Here is a 22,143-nt window from a genome sequence, read left to right as displayed (position 1 = left end):
GGGGATTTTTTTACACCTACACAATCAACCTACTCTTACCCCCTCGTTTTATGAAACTTACAAAAAACAACCTCAATAAATACAAACAGAATTCATGACATACATTATTTCATACAAAGGCCAAATGTTTAGTCATTGTACAGCGTGAAAAGCAATACACAATCCCTACTCTCCACTCTAAGCAATTATTATTTTTTAACACGCCGGTTTACGAATCCCAAAGGCATTCACAATCATTTATTTTCCATTTAACTTTAAGCTATACAATATTATGGATTGTTAAGGTATTGATAAAAATAGACCTTTTATAAAATTGCATATTTTAGAATAATAGTTCGTAAGATTTTACCTTTCTGTGACATACCTTTGGGCACCGGCAGGGCTGACAAAGAATCAAGGTTAAAAGACTTATTTATATAGCGCCTTATATATACTGATTACCAAACCATCACATCCCTCTCAAAAAACAAACATTCCAGCACTTAAACCCGCAATATGCATTAGAAATTCTATTACACATTGAAATTACTTTAAAAGAAGACACTTCGTTGCATCACTTTCAACTTACCAGAACGATGCTCCCGAAAATAATCGGGACAAGTGATGCCTCGTTTCAGTACTGCCTTGTTTTATTGTACTTGCAATGCTCATGACGAACCTCCAATACATAATCCGGGTTAAAAAAACATTAACCAAAAATCGTTAGAAGCTACCCAATATTTAAAAAAAAGGGAGACCACTTATCGGCCTCCCTAATATAATCTAAATAATATCTCTTACTACTGCACTTCTACTTCAAAAGCACAGGCATAATCTGATTTACTTTCTCCTTTTAAAGTAATACTTAATCCATTCTCATCCACACTCCAGTCACAGCCTTCGGCACTTAACGGTTTTACGCTTTTAATGGTTCCATTAAACACTTTATTTTCTTTGGCAAAAGATTTAACCAGGTAATTTCCATCTTCGGCTACATCCATCGCAATAACATATACCTTTCCATCTTTTTGTGTAAAGCGGAAATCTGCAGACGTTAAATCCGGGTTTTTACCTTCGGTATGGTGACCTGTTTTTACCTCCGTTGGTCCTTCACCAAAAACATTCCAAGGACGGGTATTATAAATTGCTTCTCCATTCACCTCTAACCATTCGCCCATCTCCAACAAAATAGCAACCTGATCTTCCGGAATTGTTCCATCTGCCTTAGGGCCCACATTCAACAACATATTACCGTTTTTACTTACAATGTCAATCAGATCATCTAATAAAGTATTGGCATCTTTCGATTCCCAATTAGTTACATAACACCAGCTGTTTTTTCCAATAGAAGTATCTGTTTGCCAGGGGAACTTAAGGATATCGGCAGATTTACCACGCTCAATGTCCCAAACATTAGTCCCTTCCGGAAAAGTTCTGCGACCAAAGTTTTTGGTTTGTAAAACAACATCTTTGCCCCATTCAATGCCTTTGTTATAATAGTATTGTGCTAATTGTGGGTGATAAGGGTCAAACTCTTCATGATCCAGCACAAAGTCGAACCAAAGAATGTCGGGTTGATAATTATCAATAATATCCTTGGTACGATTCCACCACAGCTCCAAAAACTCTTTGTCCGCAGGAGCATAATGCGCATGATTGCGCGAATATAAATCGGCATACTGAGGATCGGCAGTATCAAAGCCTTCCTTGTGGTTATAGTAGTTCCAGTTGAAGGCAAAATGAGAAGAAGCTCCAAAATACAACCCCTGTTCCTTGCTAGCCTTTGAAAGCTCGCCCAATATATCTCTCTTAGGACCCATATCAACCGCATTCCACCTTGTAAAATTTGATTTGTACATGGCGAATCCATCATGGTGTTCGGCTACAGGCACTACATATTTGGCGCCAGCTTTTTTAAATAAACCAACCCATTCTGTCGCACTGAATTTTTCAGCCTTAAACATAGGGATAAAATCCTTATACCCAAATTCTCCCGGGTTACCAAAGGTTTTGACATGGTGCTTATATACCCACGAAGGCGCTTCATGGGTTACTTCTCCATCCGGGTTCCATTGTACCGAATCCATATACATCCATCGGGGATACCACTCCGAAGCAAATGCAGGCACACTATAGGGGCCCCAATGAATAAAAATACCCAGTTTCGCATCCTGGAACCAGGAAGGGGTCTGGTACGTCTTTAGCGACTCCCAATTAGCTTCAAACGGAGTATTATTTACCGTTTTGTTTACGTCTTTGGTCTGACAGGCTACCACCAACAGCCCAAATAACGCAACAATAAATATACTTTTCTTCATATGATTCCTGTTATCGTTTAACAATTCGTAAAGAATGGTTTGCATTCAATTAAAAGCGTGTAAAAAGTGTAAAACAAAATTAAACATCCATTACATTTTTTAGCAAACAGAAACCTTTGTGAAAAGGGGTGATAATGTTGTATTTACCTGGCAGGGGAGATATTGTTGGCAACAAGAGGGGGATTTAGAATGACCCCTCTCAGGCAGCAGGCAGCAGTCAATAATCAACGGTCTATGTTCAATGGTTGTTGGTTGTTGGTTGTTAGCAAGATATAAATGCCCCATCCCTCCACCTCCGGCAGGGTGTTTTTCCCAACCTCAAGGCTAAACGAAGAGCTTAAAAAACATAAGACATGTATACCTTACAGCTGCTCTCATTCCTCAACTCTATTTACTACCGAGCTACTATTGACTATAATCCTATGACCAATAACCGGATTACTGCTCACTGTTTTGCTTTGCATACTCAGATGGTGTTACATTGAATTGCTTACGAAAACACTCTCTGAAATACTTTACATCGTTAAAACCTACCTCGTATACAATGTCAGTCACCGAATGTCGGTTAAGTTTCAGCAGTTGAGCAGCTCTTTTTAGTCTAATTGTACGAATAAACACATTGGCGGTTTGCCCAACCAATGCTTTCAGCTTTTTGTTAAGAATAGATTGACTCATACCTACTTCGTCTGCCAATTGTACTACGGTAAATTCAGGGTTCCCAATGTTTATCTCCACTACTTTCAACAATCTCTCAATCAGTTTTTCGTCGATAGACGTAAACGTGACTTCCTTGGGTTCCACGTTTAAGTTCTTTGAGAACTTTTGAATTACCTTATTGCGGGATTCTAATATCGATTTTATTTGAGCCAACAACACATCCGTTTTAAATGGTTTTGACACGTATGCTTCTGCTCCACCAACAAAACCGGCAATTTTATCATTGTCCGTTGATTTTGCGGTCAGCAAAATGATAGGGATATGACATATGGTTTCGTCAATCTTTATTTTTTCACACATTTCAAAACCATCCATTTCTGGCATCATCACATCACTGATAATTAGATTTGGAGTATACTTTATGGCTAAATCAAGACCTTCATTACCATTATAGCCCTGAATACAATTAAAATCATCCTGTAGCGTTTCCTTTAGTAATTCTTGTACATCATGATTATCTTCAACTATTAACACAGTTGGTTTATCCTCGTTAACAAGTACTTTCGTATCTGTTTTTTCAATTTGATTTGCTAAATGCACTTCCTGTGTTAGGTTTACCTTGCGCTGTTGATCACCAACTGTTTGTTCACAGAAATCACCCGTGTCAAAGTGCATCTTACCTTTTTTAAGAAATACAGAAAATTTTGTCTGCACATTCGGCTCGCTTGTCACCTGTAACAAGCCTTTATGCAAAGTCACCAGGTTTTTAGCATATGAAAGTCCAATACCCGCGCCGGACACCTTTGACAATTTATGACTGCCAGCCTGATAAAATCGATTAAAAAGGAATGGTAGCTTATCTCTATCTATGCCTGGCCCATTATCAATCACATCAATCCTAACCCACTCCTGACCGTCCATTTCTTCTTCGCTCACCTCTACTGAGACTTTCCCCTCGGAGCGCGTAAACTTAAAAGCATTGGATAATAAGTTAAAAAGGACTTTTTCAATTTTATCGGAATCGAACCATAGTTCGACAATGGAATACATACTCTTCATCTCAAACTGAATGTTTTTTGATTGAGCAATTTCACGGAAAGCATCCACTACCTCCTTAACCAAATCGTAAAGGTTTCCTTTAGTAACTTCCAAAGGCATACTACCCCTTTCCAACTTTCTAAACTCCATCAATTGATTGATTAATCGATTGAGTATTGAAATATTCTTCATCATCAGAGAGTAACTCTTTTGACGAAATGTTTCATCGAGTTCCCCACCTTTCTCCATCAATTTTTCGAGCGGGGTTTGTATTAATGTTAATGGCGTTCTGAACTCGTGCGAAATATTTGTAAAGAATTGCAGTTTTAATTGAACCAACTCTTCCATTTGCTCCTTTTTGAAGTGCTCCATCATCAACTCATTTTTTTGAGTTACAGCAATTACAGAGTATCTTCGAAAGAACATCAGCATAAAAAACAAGAGCAAAGTGTACAGCATTAATGCCCATGAGGATTGCCAAAACGGAGGTATCACTTCAATAAACAAGCTGGCAGGCACAGAGTTCCAAATACCGTCGTTATTAGTAGCCAATACTTTTAACACGTATTTGCCAGGCGGTATATTGGTATATTTAGCTATAGGCTCCATACTTTTAATTTCGTTCCAGTTCGTATCAAAACCTTCCAATATATATTTGTATCTAATTTTTTCAGGAGCCACAAAGTGCAGCGCAGAAAAACCAACACTAAAGCTATTTTCGGAATAACGGAATCGCAAAGAGTCGGTGGATGGCAATTCCTGTGCTAGAACTACATGACCGTTTCGTGCAACACCGGGTAATATAGGGTCATTTAAGATGGTGAGATTGGTAAATTCAATATCAGAAGCATAAGGGTTATCGGTTATTTCATTGGGATAAAAACTATTAAAGCCACTCACTCCACCAAATAAAAACTCTCCATTTGCTCTTTTACAAGAAGCTAGTTCGCTAAACTCATTATCTTGCAACCCATCCGATACCGAATAGTTTCTTATTTCTTCCGTGTTTGGATTAAAACGCGTTAATCCTTTATTGGTGGATATCCATAACTGACCTTTTTCATCCTCTTCGATTGCTTTTATTACATCATTGGGCAGGCCATGTTCCGAGGTGTATCTCTTAAAAGTGATATCATCGCCACCATTATCATGCATCAAACAAAGCCCCCCTCCCATTGTACCAACCCAAACACGTTGTTTTGAGTCTAAATACATGGCCAAAATATAATTATGCGCCAAAGAACTGGCGTCTTTATATCTATTTTTAACCACTTGTACATATGGATTTTTTCTATTTTTTTCCGAACTTCTGATAATATTTAAACCATTATCGGTACCAATAAGAATATCTCCGTTTTCATCTTCAATTATGTTACGGATCACATTAGATGATAAAGACGTTTTAGGGTTCCCATTCATGGTTAAATGGTTGTATACATCTAACGTTTGCGTTTGGGTGTCATACCCCATTCGATAAACGCCACCCTGATACGTGGCCAACCATATATTATCATCTTCATCGATAAAGATTTTAAACACCGGATTATGAACTATTTCCGGAAGATATTGCAGGCTTATCTTACCATTAGGCAATGGTTTTCCTAACGCAAGTTTAACCGGGTAACCAGTCCCGATAATTACTTTATGGTCATCCCCGGGCACATTCGCAAAGCAGTAAACATTATTTTGTTGCGCCACATTTTCTGACACGTTAATATGTTCGAAACCCGTTTCATACCCTCCTACTTTCCCCTTATGAATAAAGGAAATACCACCCCCTTCGGTACCTATCCAGAGATTTCCCTTTTTATCCTCGTGAAGGGCTCTTATTTTATTGTGAGACAGGCTTCCCTGATTTGAAGTCTGATAATAATGATCGAATTTTTTTTCATTTAAATCCAGTTTATTCAGTCCACCACCATTGGTACCCACCCAAAGTAAACCTGATCGGTCCTCGTAAAGCGCATATACATTGTTGGTGGAAAGGCTTTTTATGTTGTTAAATTCGTAGGTAAAATGATTCTCCAAAGTTAACTCAAGGTTGTTATTGTCCCACTTGTATTCATAAAGACCTTTACTATTTCCTCCAAAATAAGAACCCTTACTGGTAGCAATAAACCTATTGAAGTAATTATCCTCCAATTTCTTTACAATTTTTTTATTGGAATTTGGGTCATCACCATAATAAAAAACACCTCTATAGGTTGTAATAATAAACCCACTATCAACTTCAACTATTAAGTAACCTCCCGATGCAAAAGGCAATTTAATTTTATTTAGTTTCAGATTATCATAGCCGTTCCCATCTATTTTGAATACCCCTTTTGACCCGCACATCCAGACATCCCCGTTTTTATCTTTCGTGATCATGTTTATGACGCTCAAATTCCGGGCACGCTCATCCCCACCATTAATATCAGCCTCATAAACCTTACTATCATATTCCTCTTTTTTAAACTTTTTTGTATCAACAACACTCACTCCATCCTTGGATGAAACCCATAAATAGCCATCCGAATTTAAAAACAGACCGTTAACATGTAAACCTGCCAATAAACGTACCCCTTTATGCTCCAACGGAAACTGATGAAATTGTTCTTTTCGTCGATCAAGGTACCAAATACCATTGTCCGTTGTACCAATCCAAAAATTGCCTTCTTCATCCTCCACCATGCAAAAAGGCAAATTACTCCCAATAGGATATTCCATTGACGTGGTAATTTTGTAATGAACGAAGCTCAGCCCGTCGTATCGGTTCAGTCCGTCAACCGTTCCAAACCACATAAAGCCTTTCGAGTCCTGAAAAATAAAGTTAATGTCGTTTTGGGAAAGTCCATCATGGGTATCTAGCCTTTCAAAATCGGACTGAGCCCCAATGGATAGTGAGAAGATAATTAGGATAGATAATAGAATAGCACGCATAAAATACACTTTTTAATTCTTCGACTAAAAATAATCATTTCAAGGAATAATTAAGCTCCTCCGGCGAGAAAAGATTTAAAACACAACTGCCCATAATAAAAATTCCCCACTACCGAATGGTAGCAGGGCAAAGTTATAAATTATCATTTCCTAACAAAGATATTATCTCAGTATAAAACTAGCCTTTACCGGGGATGTAATGCCTAGCCTTTTCATATTCTTAACGGGTGACGAGCCGCCAATAACAATGGCGTATTCCCCTTTTTTCAGCCACTCTTTCCCATCTTCGCCAATCTGCTTCATTAAATCAGGTGTTATTTCAAATGAAACATGAGCGGATTGACCTTTATTTATAACCACACGTTTAAATCCAATTAGTTTCTTAAAAGGTGCCGTTGTCCCTGCCCCAGGCTGAGTCAAGTAAACCTGTACCACTTCTTCTCCGTCTCTGTCTCCAATATTTTTAACATCGCATTCCACCGTAACAGATCCCCCTCTCTTTACTTTTGTGGCACTTAACTCCATTCTTTCATATGCAAACCTGGTATAACTCAAACCAAACCCAAACGGAAACAACGGATCATCTTCCATAAACTTATAGGTACGACCTTTCATATTATAATCTTCGTATGGCGGCAATTGATCGATCGATCTCAAAAAAGTCAATGGCAAACGGCCTGATGGAGATACCTTACCAAAGAGAACGTCAGCGACTGCAGTACCTCCCTCCTGACCCGGATACCAGGCCCAAAGTATCGCATCAGCCAATTCCTCTACTTCAGGGATCACCATAGGGCTACCTCCGGTCATTACCACCACGATAGGCTTTTTATTGTTTTTACGAAGTTTCCTTAAAAATTCAATTTGGTTTTGAGGAAGATACGGATTTAATCTATCTCCTTTTGTATCGGAAGCTATCGCCTCGCCCTCTTCTCCTTCCAAAGCCCCAGTAATCCCAAGTACGGCAATGATGGCATCAGAAGCTTTTGCTTCACCCGTAGTCCAATCCATCGGATTTACATTTTTGCGATAGGCTAGGCAGCCTTGTTTGTAATTTATGGTGGTTCCTGCACCAACCGCTGCTGTTACCCCTTCAAGAATATTTACCAAACGGTTGCTCATTCCGTAATAGTTGCCCAATAGCACCTCGCTATTATTAGCCTGCGGACCTGTGACGTACAAATTTTTAATATTGGGATCCAGCGGCAACACATCATTTTTATTGGTCAACAACACCAAGGACTTACGAGCCGCCTCCAAAGCTAAAGCACTATGTTTATCGCTACAAATAACTTCTTCACCTACCTTATTAAAAGGGTTTAGTTCAACAGGATCAAACAGACCCAACTTGAAGCGGGTACGCAATAATGATCGTAACCTGGCGTCAATGGTATCTTCCACAACCAATCCTCTTTTAACTGCTTCAACCAGCTGTTTGTACGTATTTCCACAATTCACATCAACACCACTATTGATAGCCAAAGCCGCTGATTCGGCCGCATCATTAGTTACTTTATGGTACAAATGGAAATCGGATATGGCCCCGCAGTCGGAAACAATATGTCCATTAAAACCCCACTTTTGACGTAAGATTTTTTGTAATAAAAAAGGGCTGCCACAGGCAGGTTCTCCGAGTACGCGGTTGTATGCTCCCATGACTATCTCCACATCCGCTTCTTTCACCAAAGCCTCAAATGCCGGCAGATAGGTCTCATATAAATCACGCGGCGACACGATGGCATCAAATTCGTGGCGCAACTCTTCAGGGCCCGAATGAACTGCATAATGTTTGGCACAAGCCGCAGCCTTCAGGTATTTTCCATCATTCCCTTGCAAACCTTTTACGAATGCGATACCTATTTGAGACGTCAGGTATGGATCTTCTCCGTAAGTCTCCTGACCTCTGCCCCAGCGAGGGTCACGGAAAATATTGATATTAGGCGTCCAAAAAGTAAGACCCGCATATCTGGAACGGTTTTCGTTTTTAATGGCAATATTAAATTTCGCCCTGGCCTCATCCGAGATAGCGGTAGAAACTTTTTGTATCAGTTCCGGATCGAAAGTTGCAGCCAATCCAATGGCTTGTGGAAAAACAGTAGCCCTACCGTTGCGGGCAACCCCATGCAGGCACTCATTCCACCAGTTATATTCAGGTATATTTAACCTGGGAATAGCTTTGCTCTGATCCAACAACTGGCTGGTTTTTTCTTCCAGGGTCATCGCTTCAATCATGGCATCAATTCGCTCTTCGGCAGGTAAGGTATAATCTTCCCATTTAAAACCATTTTCCTGGGCTAATCCCGACACTGAAACGGTGAATAACAATATTAATATAAGATTCTTCATTTTGTATTTTTCATGAATTTATCCTGACACAAAAGTAGGTCAAACATAGCAAAAATGCCCATCTCAAATATGCAATTTTTAGACTTTATGTGAGGGGTAAATTCCTTTAAAATTTCACTCTCGCTTTATGCTCCTTACAACACAACCTGACTTTCAGCCTATTACACCCCACAAGCTTTATGACAAGATCTTTAATAAGGGGGTACAATAATTAAGTTCTGAACCATTCTATAATAATAATTACTCCCCTCTTAAAACTATTATATTTTTCGTAAATCAGATGAGCTAACTATAATTTTACTGATACAAAAATCCCATATTAAAATAAGCCATGAAAAAAAATAATGACCCGAACCGAATAAGATTGTTGTGTTTTTTTAGCCTTCCCGTTTTTTTATTGTTGATTGGCTGCAGCCAAAGTAATTTTGTGGAGGACACCAGTTTTAACGAGAATTGGCTATTTTTTAAGGGTGAAGCTGAACATGCTGAAAAAAGCGATTTTGATGATAGCGAATGGAGAAATTTGCAACTCCCGCATGACTGGGCTATTGAAGGCCCATTCGACAGCAAGTACAATGCACGCACCGGTGGGCTTCCTGTGCACGGAACCGGTTGGTATAGGAAACATTTTAAAATCAACAAAGAGCAAGAAGGGAAGCTGGTTTCCGTGGAATTTGATGGGGCGATGAACAATGCCCAGGTATGGGTTAACGGAGCATTTGCAGGCCATAGACCCTACGGTTATATCGGATTTGAAATTGATATAACACCATTTGTAAAGTTTGGCGAGGAAAATATTATTGCCGTAAAACTAAAACCAGAAGATTTGGCTGCACGTTGGTACACCGGCGCCGGCATTTACCGTAATGTAAGATTAAAGATTAACAACAGGTTACACTTTGAGCAATATGGCACCTACATAACTACACCTAAGGTAAGTTCAGAAAAAGCATCTGTAAACATTGAAACATATATTGCCAACGGAAATGGAGTAGAGAAGTCGGCTGTATTAACCACCAAAATTTATGCACCAAACGGAGCTTTGTTACAAACTCTTAACTCAGACATCGTAATTCAATCGGGAAAAACAGGTACCGTACAGCAAAATGTAGAGGTTGTAAATCCGGAACTTTGGGACATTAACGTTCCAAACCTATATAAAGCTGTTTCATATATAAAAGTAGACGCTAAAACTATAGACCGATACGAAACAACATTTGGCATAAGGGAAATTTCCTTTTCTACCGAGAATGGTTTTATGCTCAACGGAAAAACCGTTAAACTGAAAGGTGTTTGTATGCACCACGATTTAGGTCCTTTGGGCGCAGCTATTAATTACCGAGCCAAAGAGCGCCAGATGGAAATTATGAAAAGCATGGGGGTAAATGCCCTTCGTACCAGCCACAACCCACCATCTCCCGAATTACTTGAAATTTGCGATAAATTAGGTATTGTTGTTCAGGTGGAGGCTTTCGATGAATGGGAAATTGGCAAAGTCCCGAATGGATATAACAAGTACTTTAAAAAGTGGCACGAAAAAGATTTGCGTGATATGATTAAGCGCGATAGAAACCACCCTTGCGTGTTTATGTGGAGTATTGGAAACGAAATTCTGGAGCAAGGGCGCCAAGATGGTTGGAAGATCGCCAAACGCTTAACGGACATATGTCACAACGAAGACCCGACGCGTCCAACAACTGCCGGGTTTAATTATTATCCTGCTCCGTTTAAAAATAAACTGGCCGATTATATTGACATTATAGGTTTAAACTACTGGCCATTAAATTATCAGGAAGTGATGGATATGAATCCAAACTACATTGTTTACGGATCGGAAACATCCTCACAAACAAGTAGTCGTGGTGTTTACCACTTACCAATTGACGCTATGCCCCAAAAGGAAACGAACCAGGTTTCGAGTTATGATGCCATTGTTGGACCACCCTGGGCATACCCACCCGATGTAGAATTTGAACAACAGGAAAAAGTAACCCAATCGTTGGGGGAATTTATGTGGACTGGTTTTGACTATTTGGGAGAACCTACACCTTACGGAGGACGTGATAACTCAACACACGGATATTGGAACGACAACTGGCCTTCGCATTCTTCGTACTTTGCCCCTGTTGACTTATGTGGATTCCCCAAAGACAGATATTACCTATACCAAAGCCAGTGGACTACAGAACCTATGGTTCATGTACTCCCGCATTGGAATTGGGAAGGTATGGAAGGAGATACTATTCCGGTAATTGCATATACCAACTGCGACGAGGTAGAGCTTTTGGTTAATGGAAAATCAATGGGTAAAAAGATAAAAGGTGTAGACATGACTCCTATTCCAGCGGAATTCCACTTTTTTGAAAAAGGGACTTATATGTCGAAATACCGATTATCGTGGAAAGTACCTTACCATCCGGGCTCCATCAAAGTAGTCGCCTATAAAGAAGGCATGGAAGCTGCGATGAAAGAAATTAAAACATCAAACGATCCATATCAAATAAGGATGGTAGCCGATAGATCTGAAATCTTCGCTGACGGAAAAGATTTATCATTTATTACTGTTTCTGTAGAGGATAGAGATGGAAATCCTTGCTTATTGGCAGATAACCACATTCAGTTTAGTATCGACGGAGCCGGAAGTATTGCTGCTGTAGGCAACGGAAACCCTGCGTCTCTTGAACCCTTGCAAGCTGATAAGATCAAACTATTTAACGGATTTTGTTTAGTCATTGTTAAATCGGGCAAAAAAAATGGTAAAATAAATATCAAGGCAAGTTCTGCCGGATTGCAAGACAAGGTGATTACCCTTACTTCTGCCAAATAAAAACTTAACATTTTCTATTTCCCAATAATAAAAAAGCACCAAAGACTTATGTTTTAGGTGCTTTTTGGATTTAACGCTTAGATATCTATCACGCTAAAAGTAATGCCCTTCATCAGGTTTCCTTTAACTTTGTAAATCTGATCCCCCAACAGAACCTGAATTGATGTAAGCACGTTATCAAATGATCCTTTCCCTTCTGCATCAACAACTTTAATACTCACCTTATTATCTTTATTAACAGCTTCTATGGTCAGATAGATGTACTTTCCGTTTTTGTATTTGAACCCCTCTCCTTCATCGTAATATACCTTTCCCAATGCCTTATTATTTTCATCCAGATATATCATCAATTCCAAATTTTTTATTGAATACTGTGTGGTGTTTTGAATGACCTTACCCAACGGAACAATGGCTCCGGGACGAATCATTACATCGGGCAAATATTGGTCTTTTGAACTATCCTCACCAATAATTGAAATCAATTTCCAATCTCCCTTCGGCATGCTTACCTCATCTGCCCACTTGGGAACAATAAATAAATCCGGGCCAAATAAAAAAGCCTCGTCTTCCCCCCTAAGGTTAAGATCTCGAACATCGGCAAAAAAAGCCGGTTGCATTACAGGCATTCCGGTTTTTGAAGATTCGTAGAACTGGGTATACAGGTAGGGCAACAAACGATACCTTCTTTCAATTGCTTTGCGCGACACATTTTCTATTTCTTCTCCGAAAGCCCATGGCTCATGTGGTTTGGAACCTTCAATGGAATGCCCTCTCGAGAAAGGGTAAAAAGTGCCCAGAGCAATCCAATGCCCAAACAACTCAGGCGTGGCATTCCCCTCAAAACCGCCAATATCCGGCCCGTTAAAGGGCTGACCTGAAAGCCCTAGATTAAGGCTCATGGGTATAGACATTTTTAAATGCTCCCAACTGGACTCATTATCCCCGGTCCATGTTGCCGCATAACGCTGACCCCCCAAGAAATTAGAACGCGTAAGAACAAACGGTCTTTTTTTGGGATTGGCAGCCAGAATTCCCTCCCGGGAAGCTTTAACCATCATCATACCGTACACATTGTGATATCTCAGGTGCATGTTTTTTTGTAATACCTCACTTCCCAAATGTATGTTATCCGCGGGCATGGTAAAAGTTGGTGTCCCAAACACTGCGGGCTCGTTCATATCGTTCCAAACACCATCTATTCCCGTTGCCATGTAATCCTTGTATAGCCCCGACCACCACTTGTTGGTTTTGGTCTGGGTAAAATCAGGAAAGACACATTCTCCCGGCCATACCACTCCTTTAAAATCAACACTATCTTTAGTTTTGATCCATACATCCAGTTCTTTACCCGAATCGTAAACACTATAACCTTCTTCGTACTTCACTCCCGGATCAATCATCCATATGGATTTAAAACCTTTATTGTGCAAATACCTATTAGTTTCCGTCGGATTAGGGAAACGATCCGGTGAAAATGTAAACACTTTATACGCATCCATGTAATGAATGTCCATCCAAATCACATCACATGGTATCTTTTTTATACGAAAAGTATCTGCAATCTCTTTAACTCTGGTGTCAGGATAATACGACCATCTGCATTGCTGATAACCCAGGCTCCACAGCGGTGGAAGCTCCATTTTGCCCGTCAGTTCGGCAAGCTCTTTTACTACTTCCTGTGGAGTTTCTTTTTCAATTACGAAAACCCTAAACGGTGTGCTTTCCGCCGAGAACACAATCTCCGTTCCCAATGAAATTTCCTGGCGCCAGGTATTATCGGCCAATACCCCAAAAGCAGAACCGTCGTCCCTAACCCCCAATACCCAGGGATGTGATTGGTACAATCTTAAACCGTGAAAGCGTTCATAAACAAAATTGTCCGTATTGTACAAAGTCCTGGTAGTTCCATTACGCAGCAATTCTCCCGTGACTTCTCCCGTACCATATAAATCGACATTCTCCCCGACTGATACCTGGGCATAACTTCTGTTTGAAGATTGGTAAAATTCGACTTTCGTTTTCCATTCCGAAGGCAGTTCCCCAATAACCTGGGGCTCTTCTAGTAAAGCAAAAGAAGGAAGATGACTCATGGCATCAAAGTTTTCCGGATAAAACATAGCCACATCATCCTTGATCAATAATTCAATATTCTGAGCGCAAACCCCGCTCATTACCGCTACTACCAACAGCAAGGATAGTACAATACTTTTTATTTTCATGTCTTTAAATAAGGTTATACTAGTACCAACAAACAATTAATAGCATTGCTTAATTTACAACTTTCATCTATGAATTAAAATTTTATTCTTGTTTGTTTTCACAATGTCTTAGTAAACAACTAAGATTTATTATTTGGGATGAACAACTAGTAATATGTTCAGGTTGAACCCGGATTATGTATTGGAGGTTCGTCATGAGCATTGCAAGTACAATAAAACAAGGCATTACTGAAACGAGGCATTACTTGTCCCGATTACTTTCAGGAGCACCGATCCGGTGTGTTGAACTCAGTGCAACGACTCGTTTTGAAGTGGTTGGATTGCGTAACAGGATCTCTAATGCACATGGCGGGTTTAAAGAGTTTGTATGGCCGGAAGAGAGTAATATTTGGCAGATGGATGTTTTTAATTTTTGAAACCTGAAAAAAGAAGGGAGAATGTTGTCTCCTTTTCGCGTGTGTTTAATTGAATCATTAAACAGAAAATGAATTGTTTCTTCGATGTTATTTGGAAATCATCATAACATAACATTAATCCCTTTATTAAATCACTAACTAGTAAACAATACCCCTTGTGTTAATTACGCACTTCTTCTTCAATCGTCATCCCATTTACTGCCAGAGAACCACTTAAATCAACAGCTATTCCATAGGCAACTAAATCATATTCTTCACTTGATACTGCCACATACTCAATATGGACAGCAACGTTATCGGCATCTTCGCTTCCATCAATTGTGTAATTGTATGTATAATCAACTTTAACATCAACCTTCTGATCTTTAGCTACCGTATTACTTTGGCGAACAATGAATAGGTTACCTTCCTCATCAAAATATCCTCTACAATTGTACGCTTCACTATTACTTCTTCCATGGCTGTTAGCTTGATAACTCTGCTCACGCCTACTGATAATAAAAGTATGCAGCGACCATCTCCGAGTCTAAATTAATATCATATCAATCTGTTCCCAGGGCATCTGAAATCGGCGTATTAATAATTAGAACTTTAGTTAATCACTCGTCATGTGAGACTGTTTTTCAGTGCATGAAATAATTTAACTCAAAAAAAGGTGAGCCTATTAGCCCACCTTTACAAACTACAATAAACATTTAGCAATATTTACCCTAAAAACTTCTTTCTCAAGGCCTCTACCTGCTCATCGTTGATCGGGAACAACTTGCCCAATGGGGCTCCCATAACCAGCGACTTGGCGCTGAATTCTGCAACTTCCAGCCTATCGAAGGTTTGCAGCAATTTATCTCCCGTAACTAAAAATGAATCGTTTGCGATCAAAACGGAAGGCACGGATTCACTTAACAACTCCGGAATTTTTAAGTCTCCTTCAAAATAGGTACCAAATGGGAGAAGAGGTACATCCTGTAGGAATATCCAACTTTCAGGAATGGTTCTTACATCAAACTTAACCCCTGTTGTGCCATAAGCCATTAAATAAGGAGGCTGTGTAAGTATGATAGAATTAATATGAGGGTTTAACTCATAAATTTTTTGGTGCAGAGCCACTGAGCGACTAGGTGTTTTTCCCGGTTCTGCCTTGCCTCCTTTTATTTGAACAATATCCTGGGGCATAATATCCCATCGGGCAACATTGGGAGGTGTTACCAAAAAGTCATTATCCTTCCAGCGAACAGATACCGTGCCGTACGAACTAATCATCAACCCCTGGTCGCAGGCACGTCGAACTATGTTACAAATATCCTGACGGATTTCACGTTCTTCCGGTGGATAGGTTACCTCATCGTTTTTAGCAAAACCATGTGGGATTTGCGAATCAAACTTGTTGATTTGTTCATCCGTTAGATACACAGGCTCTCCTATTGTTTTCGCATTGATAATGGTTCTGGCACAAAACTCTAAGGTCTCGAATCTTGTGTAGGCATCCATCATATCGGAACCACCCAATACGGTTCCATGGTTTTCCATAATCACCGCCATGATATCACTGCCTTTGAACTGCGCAGCGATATTGTCCCCCAACTCCTGACTGCCTGGCAACTCATATGGCGCATAACCAATTTCTCTACAAATTTGCTTAGCCTGCGGTATAACATTGGTATTAGGGATATCCCTTACAATACTAAACGAGACCAAGGCTGGCGGATGGGCATGAATCACAGCCTTAATCTCAGGGCGCACATCATAAATGGCTTTATGAAACGGAAACTCGGATGAAGGTTTATGATCTCCAATGATGGTTCCATCTTTTTTCACACAAATGATATCCTTTTCCGTTAATGTGCCCTTATCGATGGCAGATGGCGTTACCCAGATATCACCATTCTCGTCTTTAATGGAAATATTGCCACCTGAGGTGGTTGTCATTCCATTTTTATAAATCCTGCTAATTACTTTTGTTATCTGCACTTTGGGGTGCATTAACGCTACATCTAGTTGTTTCATTTGCTAAAATTTAGTGTCAAGTATCAAGATTCAGGATTTCTCAACTTATAAAGCAGTATCCCTTTTCCAATTACCACTTTAATATACTGTTATATCTGTTATTACTACCTGAATATCCAATACCTGATTGTTCATAAAATCTAATTCTAAAAAATCCGTTTTTTTAAATTAAAGCGCAGCTCTATAAATACTAATTGTATCCTCAAGCGTTACTTCTTTAGGGTTACCCCCGGCACATACATCTAACAATGCGTTTTTCGACATTAACTCAAAATCCTTTTCGTCAACGCCTAATTCCTTTAGCCCACTTGGAATCCCAACGTCTGCAGATAGCTTTTTAATAGCCTTGATAGCAGCTTTATTTGCCTCTTCGGTACTCATTCCGGCAGTATCTACTCCCAACGCCTCGGCAATATCCCTAAACTTATCGCCACATGCGTCTGCGTTAAACTCCTCTACGTAGGGAAGTAAAACTGCATTACATACACCGTGAGGCAGATTGTACAAACCTCCAAGCTGGTGAGCCATTGAGTGAACATAACCTAACCCACAATTCGAGAATGCCTGTCCTGCAATAAACTGCCCCCAGGCCATTTTACTTCTGGCCTCCACATTTTTACCGTCTTTTACAGCATCTCTTAAACTCTCCCCAATCAGCTTAACGGCTTTTATGGCAAGTGTGTCAGACCATTCGTAAGCACCTAAGGTAACATAAGCCTCAATGGCATGCGTTAATGCATCCATACCGGTAGCTGCAGTTAATGCCGCAGGTTTGTTTAACATCAACAAAGGATCGTTAACGGCAATATCCACCAAACAGTTTTTATCTACCATCACCATCTTTACCTTACGTTTCTCGTCAGTAATCACGTAGTTGATGGTAATTTCACTGGCCGTACCTGCTGTAGTATTGATCGCAATAATTGGTAAAGACTTCTTTTTTGAAACATGAATTCCTTCATAATCTTCGATAGCCCCACCATTGCTTGCTAAAATACCAATGGCTTTACCACAGTCCTGAGGTGATCCGCCGCCTAAAGTAACGATACAGTCGCAACCGTTCCCTTTAAGCACCTCTAAACCTTTGTTTACATTCTCAACAGTTGGGTTTTGTTTAACATCACTATATACTACATAATCTAAACCGGCAGCCTCCATAATGCTTTCTACTTCCTTGGCCAAACCAATTTCCAGTAACATGCTGTCCGTTACTAATAAGGCTTTGTTGAACCCTCTTGACTTAAACTCTTCTTCTAATTCTTTTAAAGAGTCAGGCCCCACAATACTCAATGGGGGCAAATAAATTTTTCTTGATGCGTTCATTTTATTTTGTTTATTAATTTAGTGTGAAGAGTGTAGTCCGTTTAAATTAACGCGCTTCACACTAAGTTAGAGTTTTTGTATCTTTTGTCAAATCTATATTACTGCTTTCAAAACCATGCAGGTTGTCAGCAATAACTAAAGCGGCTCCCAGTGCACTGGCATTATCAATTTCGGAAGTAAACACCTTCTTATTGGCATAATGATCCGACAAGAGCTTGATATATATAGGGTTTCGGGCAAATCCTCCCGAAACGTATAATATTTCCGTTTTATCGTCGGCAGGGATAATTAAATCAATAGAAGCTATACACAAATCCGTTAGTTCCATCACCATACGTGTATAGGCCTGATTGAACGAATGGAATACTGACAAATCTATCATATCCAATCCTTTATCGAAACCAGCTATTCCTTCCGGGAAGAAGACTTTACTATCGCTGAATTCTTTATTCAAGGTTTCTATAAGGTCTGGCTGATAACTTACCGATTTGAAATAATTAGCATCTGTTGTAAAATAGGCGTTTAGCTTTTCAACTAATTTCTCATGAAAATAACCCATGAACAAACGTGACGACTTCACCTGTTGTTTTTGAGGTGTTAAAAAACACAAACAATCATTTTTTAGTTGGTCAGCAGTTAATGGTTCGTCATTATAAGGATTCATGCTGATGCACCAGGTCCCTGTTGAAACCAGGATAAATTTATCTTTCGAATTAGCAAGATAAGGAACCAGGGAAGCTGAACTATCATGGATACCCACCCCGGTTTTTATTTCTTTACTTTTTATGGTACAAGTATAAACGGTGTCGTTATTGACCGGCTCGGGAAGGCCAACCCCTTCTTCTTTAACCCATGGGTGGTATTGCATGTTATCAAAATCCCACATAAAGGTATGACAACCGATAGAGGTTGGTTCTGAAGATATTTTACCCGTCAATACATATGAAAGGTACTGAGGGAAGTGAAGCACATCATGCACTTTGTCCCAAATCTCTTTCTTCTCCTTTTTCAACCAAAGTGTTTGAATACCGGAATTCAGCAACAAACCTAAGGCAGGACTAGCCGTTTGACGACAAAACTCATTTACTCCGCCATGCTTTGAAAATAAAGTCTCTTGAATATCAGAATTTACCTCCTTTAAATAGTTATAAATAGGTGTTAATAGTTCACCCTCTTTATTTAAAAAGGCCAATGATGCCCCATAGGTCGAAAAGTTAATGCCCTGAATATCAAACTTCCCTTCGTCTATAATAGAACTCAGGGTATCTACCATCCAATCCTGTATCAGCTTGATATCATCGCACTCAAAACCATCTTCATCGACTGAGGTTTCGAATTTTTGCTCATGTTGATAAGCCACTTTAAGATTCTGATCGAATAACAAAATCTTTTTATTTGTTTTACCAATATCAAATACCGCTATAACTTTAGTCGCACTCATTACTTACTTTCTTTAGATATTTTTCTTCTATAATTCTCCACTTCCCAATTATCAATAAAATCGATTTGTTGTTGGGTCATAGGGCGCGGCCCCCCGAACGATTCAGATAAATAACTCACTTTCATCATATCCTTGTACACATCTAATACAATCTTTGCCGATTTCATGTTCTCTTCGATACATACCAGTCCCTTTCCTTCCAATGCAATTACCTTTGGGTTATATCCACACTCCTTCTTAAAAGAAGCAATCCTGGCATTCACATCATCCTTATCTGTAACCAACAAATATTTCGATTTGCAATACACGATATTATCCGGTGTAAAAGGAACACTTACACTGGCAAAGCTATTGGCATCCTTAACAAATGATTTGGTTAGCTCACTGTCATCAACAGCTGCATAAACTTTGCTCTCCTCTCCATTTAACTCTATTTGTCCGGCCAGCTTCAACAACGCTTCATTGTCGCCCTTGCCCGAATCGGGCGGACAGGAAGAAGCCTTGCTTTTTAACTTCTCTTCTATCTCAGTATAGATCTTTTCTATTTCCTCACAGCTATCGGCCCCCACAAACACCCCATGGTTTTCCAGGAAGATAATTTGGGCTTCTTTAGCTTTTTTGTCTTTGTATTTTAGCAAAGCGTTAACGACCTCTTTAAACAACACATAACCGGGATCGGTATAGGGTACATACACCACATCGTCCCCGAACAGGTCCTCAATCATTTCTTTGGATTTTTTGGCACACAAGACCCCGTTTACGAGGGTTGGGTGCGTATGCATAATAAATGCATACTGAATAACCTCGTGCATGCTGGCCTCAACCGACGGCCTTTTTCCTTCAGGAAATAAAATAGCATTCTGCAAATCCTGTTTTACCTCCTGCTCTCGTGCCGTTGCATCGTCGCTATAGGTTTTCTCAGACAACACTTGCATCTTGTTCCTATCCAAACATACAAATCCGTTCTCATCGATATCGGCCATGGAAGTCCCACTGGCTTTTACCCACATTCTATCCTCATCCTTATAGGAACTGTTTCCGCCTCCGGCAATGATATAATCAGGGTTTTTCCCGAAGGTTTGGGATATTTTTATTAATCGATCAATATTTTTATCCATTTTTAAATTACTTAGATACACTGATTTTTAGGAGAATGACAAACATGACATTAAGGGTATCGGCATACCTGCCATTGTATTAAAAAAGGCAGGTGAAGAATGACTTGGGCAAACAAGTACAATTCTTCAACCTGCCTTATATATAACTTATCGTTTTAACAATACTTCTTTTTCGTAAGCTTGTATTTCAGCGATATAATCCTCACCTACAGCAACTCCTTCTTTCATACAGTAGTAATCCCATACCGCACCAAATGGCTTTGTTTTCAACTCCTCAAGAAGAGCCAGACGCTCAAAGTTCTGCTCGTTTTCTTCATATTTCACTAAAGTAGAAGTAGGTTCTAACATGGCTATCATAAATGCTTTTTGGGCAGCACGGGTACCTACCACATAAGCACCAATGCGATTGATAGAAGCATCAAAAAAGTCAAGACCTACGTTTACTCTATCAATAAAGTCGTTACGTACAATTTCAGAAGCAATTAACTGCACCTCTTCGTTAAGCGTTACAACATGGTCAGAATCCCAACGGATTGGACGTGTTACGTGCAGCAATACTTCATCAACAAACTGAAGACAAGATGAAATCTTATCACCTACTACTTCTGTTGGATGGAAGTGACCGTTATCCAAACAGATCATTTTGTTGTTTTTGATGGCATATCCTAAATAATAATCGTGTGAACCAACAGTCATAGACTCAGCTCCAATTCCAAACACTTTACTTTCCACGGCATCCTTCATGTGTTCCTTAGGGAAATCTTGTGCCATTCCTTCGTCAAGCGACTTGGTTAATTGGGCACGCATTCCGTTACGATCGATTGGTGTATCTTTTGATCCATCGGGAATCCAGGTATTCAAAACACATGGAGTACCTAATTGCTTGCCTACTTCGGCAGCGATTTCGCGAGAACGTTTCAGGTGCTCTACCCAGAATTTACGAATTTCTTCGTTTTTAGAAGACAAAGTAAAACCGCTATCCGCTTTAGGGTGTGAGAAGAATGAACCGTTAAAGTCCATACCAATACCTTGCTCTTTACACCAATCTATCCATCCCTGAAACTGCTTCACGCTAATTTCATCACGATCAACCATACCTTCGGAGAAATCACCATATAAGGCATGTACGTTAACACGCTGTTTTCCCGGAAGCATGGACATCACTTTCTCCAGGTCAGCCATAATTTCAGCAGCATTACGGGCCTTACCGGGATAATTACCTGTAGCCTGAATACCACCGGAAAGCTGTCCATCCGGGTTCTCGGTACCTGATACATCATCCGTTTGCCAACAGTGAAGACTGATTTTAATGTCATTGATTTTCTTCAATACCGCTTCGGTATCTACTCCTAACGCTGCATACTGCTCTTTGGCCAACTCATAGGCCTTTGTAATCATTTCTTTACTTGCCATTTTATGTTGAATTATACTGTTTGTTTTAATTAAAATACTTTTACTAACGCACCAGAAAGATTGAATAATCATTCACCCCGCTCTTTTTAACAACTGATATAGTTCCGGCCATATCTCGTTAT

Annotated in this window: 10 protein-coding genes; 1 reads left to right on the top strand and 9 read right to left on the bottom strand. The window is 39.7% G+C overall.

What is annotated here, in order from left to right; genetic code table 11:
- Window positions 1-779: 779 nt before the first annotated feature.
- The 3 genes from ACRD64_RS07380 to ACRD64_RS07370 all read right to left on the bottom strand — a co-directional run bounded on the left by ACRD64_RS07380 (window position 780) and on the right by ACRD64_RS07370 (window position 9,260).
- Window positions 780-2,297, bottom strand: a complete 1,518-nt coding sequence (locus ACRD64_RS07380) for an alpha-L-fucosidase (protein WP_430932639.1) — start codon at window positions 2,295-2,297, stop codon at window positions 780-782.
- Between the two features lie 438 nt (window positions 2,298-2,735).
- Window positions 2,736-6,914 (bottom strand): two-component regulator propeller domain-containing protein, encoded by a 4,179-nt coding sequence (locus ACRD64_RS07375; RefSeq protein WP_430932638.1) that lies wholly within the window; start codon window positions 6,912-6,914, stop codon window positions 2,736-2,738.
- A gap of 162 nt (window positions 6,915-7,076) precedes the next feature.
- Complete coding sequence (locus tag ACRD64_RS07370; protein WP_430932636.1) at window positions 7,077-9,260, bottom strand: glycoside hydrolase family 3 C-terminal domain-containing protein; 2,184 nt, start codon at window positions 9,258-9,260, stop codon at window positions 7,077-7,079.
- 331 nt (window positions 9,261-9,591) lie between these two features.
- Between ACRD64_RS07370 and ACRD64_RS07365 the strand changes: the two genes are divergently transcribed.
- The gene (locus tag ACRD64_RS07365; RefSeq protein ID WP_430932635.1) at window positions 9,592-12,087 is read left to right on the top strand and encodes a glycoside hydrolase family 2 TIM barrel-domain containing protein; all 2,496 of its coding nucleotides are present in this window, start codon (window positions 9,592-9,594) and stop codon (window positions 12,085-12,087) included.
- A gap of 77 nt (window positions 12,088-12,164) precedes the next feature.
- Here ACRD64_RS07365 and ACRD64_RS07360 read toward each other — a convergent pair whose 3' ends face one another.
- From ACRD64_RS07360 to ACRD64_RS07335, 6 genes are all read right to left on the bottom strand, one after another.
- Window positions 12,165-14,306 carry a TIM-barrel domain-containing protein gene (locus ACRD64_RS07360; protein ID WP_430932634.1) on the bottom strand — a complete coding sequence of 714 codons (2,142 nt, stop codon included), beginning with the start codon at window positions 14,304-14,306 and terminating at the stop codon, window positions 12,165-12,167.
- A gap of 1,121 nt (window positions 14,307-15,427) precedes the next feature.
- Window positions 15,428-16,726 (bottom strand): class II aldolase/adducin family protein, encoded by a 1,299-nt coding sequence (locus ACRD64_RS07355; RefSeq protein ID WP_430932633.1) that lies wholly within the window; start codon window positions 16,724-16,726, stop codon window positions 15,428-15,430.
- 168 nt (window positions 16,727-16,894) lie between these two features.
- Window positions 16,895-18,049, bottom strand: a complete 1,155-nt coding sequence (locus ACRD64_RS07350) for an iron-containing alcohol dehydrogenase (RefSeq protein ID WP_430932632.1) — start codon at window positions 18,047-18,049, stop codon at window positions 16,895-16,897.
- 61 nt (window positions 18,050-18,110) lie between these two features.
- Window positions 18,111-19,490 (bottom strand): FGGY-family carbohydrate kinase, encoded by a 1,380-nt coding sequence (locus ACRD64_RS07345; protein ID WP_430932630.1) that lies wholly within the window; start codon window positions 19,488-19,490, stop codon window positions 18,111-18,113.
- Window positions 19,490-20,608: a class II aldolase/adducin family protein gene (locus ACRD64_RS07340; protein WP_430932629.1), complete on the bottom strand. Its 1,119-nt coding sequence runs from the start codon at window positions 20,606-20,608 to the stop codon at window positions 19,490-19,492. Before ACRD64_RS07340 ends, ACRD64_RS07345 begins: the two co-directional genes overlap by 1 nt.
- Before the next feature lie 147 nt (window positions 20,609-20,755).
- On the bottom strand, window positions 20,756-22,021 hold the full coding sequence (locus ACRD64_RS07335) for an L-rhamnose isomerase (protein ID WP_430932628.1): 1,266 nt from the start codon (window positions 22,019-22,021) through the stop codon (window positions 20,756-20,758).
- Between the last annotated feature and the right edge of the window lie 122 nt (window positions 22,022-22,143).

This window comes from Saccharicrinis sp. 156, assembly GCF_050589685.1.
In the GTDB taxonomy this organism is placed as follows: Bacteria; Bacteroidota; Bacteroidia; order Bacteroidales; family Marinilabiliaceae; genus Saccharicrinis.
The sequence above is the reverse complement of the archived record's forward strand: the minus strand, read 5'-3'. Positions and strand labels throughout refer to the sequence as shown.

Bases quoted from the DNA above. Each gene is read 5' to 3' on its own strand.
- ACRD64_RS07335 (WP_430932628.1), bottom strand. From the start codon at position 22,021: ATGGCAAGTAAAGAAATGATTACAAAGGCCTATGAGTTGGCCAAAGAG.
- ACRD64_RS07340 (WP_430932629.1), bottom strand. From the start codon at position 20,608: ATGGATAAAAATATTGATCGATTAATAAAAATATCCCAAACCTTCGGG.
- ACRD64_RS07355 (WP_430932633.1), bottom strand. From the start codon at position 16,726: ATGAAACAACTAGATGTAGCGTTAATGCACCCCAAAGTGCAGATAACA.
- ACRD64_RS07345 (WP_430932630.1), bottom strand. From the start codon at position 19,490: ATGAGTGCGACTAAAGTTATAGCGGTATTTGATATTGGTAAAACAAAT.
- ACRD64_RS07360 (WP_430932634.1), bottom strand. From the start codon at position 14,306: ATGAAAATAAAAAGTATTGTACTATCCTTGCTGTTGGTAGTAGCGGTA.
- ACRD64_RS07350 (WP_430932632.1), bottom strand. From the start codon at position 18,049: ATGAACGCATCAAGAAAAATTTATTTGCCCCCATTGAGTATTGTGGGG.
- ACRD64_RS07370 (WP_430932636.1), bottom strand. From the start codon at position 9,260: ATGAAGAATCTTATATTAATATTGTTATTCACCGTTTCAGTGTCGGGA.
- ACRD64_RS07380 (WP_430932639.1), bottom strand. From the start codon at position 2,297: ATGAAGAAAAGTATATTTATTGTTGCGTTATTTGGGCTGTTGGTGGTA.
- ACRD64_RS07365 (WP_430932635.1), top strand. From the start codon at position 9,592: ATGAAAAAAAATAATGACCCGAACCGAATAAGATTGTTGTGTTTTTTT.
- ACRD64_RS07375 (WP_430932638.1), bottom strand. From the start codon at position 6,914: ATGCGTGCTATTCTATTATCTATCCTAATTATCTTCTCACTATCCATT.